This is a genomic window from Sulfuricurvum sp., from assembly GCF_049305995.1.
GTDB lineage: Bacteria > Campylobacterota > Campylobacteria > Campylobacterales > Sulfurimonadaceae > Sulfuricurvum.
The window spans coordinates 1-2,595 of sequence record NZ_JBAQPS010000110.1 but is presented as its reverse complement, the minus strand read 5'-3'; the positions used below and the strand labels follow the sequence as shown (position 1 = coordinate 2,595).

At 35.3% G+C, this 2,595-nt stretch carries 4 protein-coding genes; all 4 read left to right on the top strand.

Annotated features, from left to right (window positions below):
• On the top strand, positions 1-761 hold a 761-nt coding region (locus WA010_RS03695), incomplete at its 5' end, for a hypothetical protein (RefSeq protein WP_422555820.1).
• A gap of 12 nt (positions 762-773) precedes the next feature.
• Complete coding sequence (locus WA010_RS03690; RefSeq protein ID WP_422555819.1) at positions 774-1,346, top strand: hypothetical protein; 573 nt, start codon at positions 774-776, stop codon at positions 1,344-1,346.
• Positions 1,347-1,348: 2 nt separating this feature from the next.
• On the top strand, positions 1,349-1,783 hold the full coding sequence (locus WA010_RS03685; RefSeq protein WP_422555818.1) for a hypothetical protein: 435 nt from the start codon (positions 1,349-1,351) through the stop codon (positions 1,781-1,783).
• Between the two features lie 53 nt (positions 1,784-1,836).
• Positions 1,837-2,595, top strand: a 759-nt coding sequence (locus tag WA010_RS03680; RefSeq protein ID WP_422555817.1) for a DUF1566 domain-containing protein, incomplete at its 3' end; no start/stop codon positions are given.

Genomic DNA, 2,595 nt, shown 5'->3' with positions numbered 1-2,595 from the left:
AAGCACATCGTTCTGTTATTATGGTCGATCCATTTCCTGCCGAACCGCTTGAACCATTCACGTATGGAAACAAAACCCTTTTTGACATGGCATCTAAACTGTTTGGAAGTTTAAAAGAGCAAGCTCGTTTCAAACCCGAAGAGTTTGAACTTGCGGCTGATCAAAACATATTCAGCCGATATTTAATCGCACCAAGCCGTGACGACGCGCAAACTGGGCATGAATTGGCGAGTGCATCGGTCGGTGCTTTCGGCGGTTTTTTAAGCGAAAAATTCCGTCAGCATGATTTTCAACTCGGACGTAAAAATGCACAGAGCTTTCTAATGAATTATTTTTACATAGGTGTCGCAAATCCTATTGTAAAAGAGAATATCGACTGGCTTAGAGAAAAAGGATGCAATCTATTTGATAAGAACAATCAAGAATTTATCCAAGTTATCCCGATGGTCGATTTACCGGATCACAAAATTACCGATAAGATCATTCCAGTCAATTTTAATAGCATCGTGATGACTCAAAAAGAGTTTGACTCATTATCATCCATGATTGAGACAAGGATAACTACGGTATTTCAAAAATCGTATCTTCTGAATGAATTTATCGATGCAAAAAGTAATAATTGGTTTTTTAGATGTATTAAAACCTTAATGGGAATTAAGCCTATCAAAAATTACATAGCTCATGAAATTTCAAGTTTTATGACGAACAAAATAAATGAAAAAATCAAAGCAGATTTGCTAAAACGTCAATTACTCAAATAAGGATAAATAAACATGGACTTTTGTACTACAAAAGATGTAATGGAAATATGTTTAAAAAATATGAAGAATATTTTTGACATTGCAACTTTTCCAATCGTATCGATAATTACGATTTTAGGGTTCAATAAATCTTTATATGAATTTCGTAATAGCACCAAAGAAAAGGCAAAAGAAAATAGACTCAAGCAACTCTCTACGGCTCGTGATATATTGGACAAAATGTTCTCGGAGGTTAAATCAAAAAATGCAATGAAAATGTTGGATTGGGATGGTAGAGCATATCAAGATAATACTTTTTCTCATTTTATTACACTGGATAATGTGCGACTTAGTATGAGAGTTGATAATTTAGCCTTCAATGAAAAAGAACAATTCATTCGTGACTGTTTTGAGGATTTTTTTGACAAACTCGAACTGATAGCTCACTATATAAATATTGGTCTTATCAATGAAGAAGATGTATCCGTTCCATTGTCATATTATGCAAAAATCATTATGCATGATTATGATTCATTTAAACCTTTTCTTTTGACGTATGGCTATGAAAAAGCCAACAGTTTAATAATAACAATTTCAAAGGAGTAATCATGAAACAAAAATACCTACTAAATGCCATAACGGCAATATTATTTTCAACCCAACTTTTGGCTTTACCCCCTCAAGTAGAAGCCGACCGTCTCGGACTCGCCGCTAAAACAGCGATGGAGGCAAAGGATTATGAGACTGCCGTAGAAAAGCTCGAAGCGATGCAAAAACTGGGTGTCAAACTCCCCGATACCTTTAGCTATCACTACGGTGTATCACTACTCGAAACGGGTCGGTATAAAGATGCACAGGATATGTTCGATAAGTATCTCTCCCAAGGACAAGGGGCGAAGTTTTATAAAGAGGCGTTAATAGCACTAAATACTATTGAAACATCTTTAAAAAATATAGAATTAGAAAAAATGAGGATACAGCGAGATAAAGATGAGCTTGAATATGACCAAGTTCAAAAATTATATAATAATTTAATCAAATGAATAAAAAACACAAATCAATAAGTTTTCATTGAGATTTAAAAAAAGGAGCAATCATGAAACAAAAATACCTACTAAATGCCATAACGGCAATATTATTTTCAACCCAACTTTTGGCTTTACCACCGCAGATAGAAATGGACAAATTGGCACTTGGAGCTAAAACAGACATCGACTCAAAAGACTTTAGCTCTGCTCTCGAAAAACTAGAGAAAATGAAAGAATTAAACTTAAAACTACCAGATACTTATTGGTATCACTACGGAGTGGCACTTTTGGAGCTAAAAAAGCCAAAAGAGGCGATTAGTGCTTTCGATAAATACTTAGAACAAGGGCAAGGTGCAAAATTTTACAAGGAAGCACTCGAAAAATATATTATCGCTGAAAAGAGCCTAAAAGTAGTTTTTATGGATAATACTACAGGACTGGTGTGGCAGGATGAATTCTATACTCATGATGAAATATCAGCTAGGGATAATGGTACTAAAACTGGAAAAGTTCAAGATTGGCATGGGGCAAAAGAGTATTGTAAAAATCTTACACTTGCAGGACACAATGACTGGAGACTCCCTAGTAAAGAAGAACTGATAACTCTCGCTACTTTAGGTTATTATGGGGATGGCTGTTACATGAACTCACAAGCAAAAGCTAATGAGTCAAAACAAATAGACGGTCATTTTGGCAATTCTTTCCTCAACAACTGGGGAAAGGTGTATAAACAAATGATTAGTGGTGGTGCTTTCTGGTCGTCGTCAAGTTATATAAACGATGTTAATAGTGCATGGGTTCTCGACTTCGAAATTGGTTCGACGTGC

Bases quoted from the DNA above. Each gene is read 5' to 3' on its own strand.
- WA010_RS03690 (WP_422555819.1), top strand. From the start codon at position 774: ATGGACTTTTGTACTACAAAAGATGTAATGGAAATATGTTTAAAAAAT.
- WA010_RS03685 (WP_422555818.1), top strand. From the start codon at position 1,349: ATGAAACAAAAATACCTACTAAATGCCATAACGGCAATATTATTTTCA.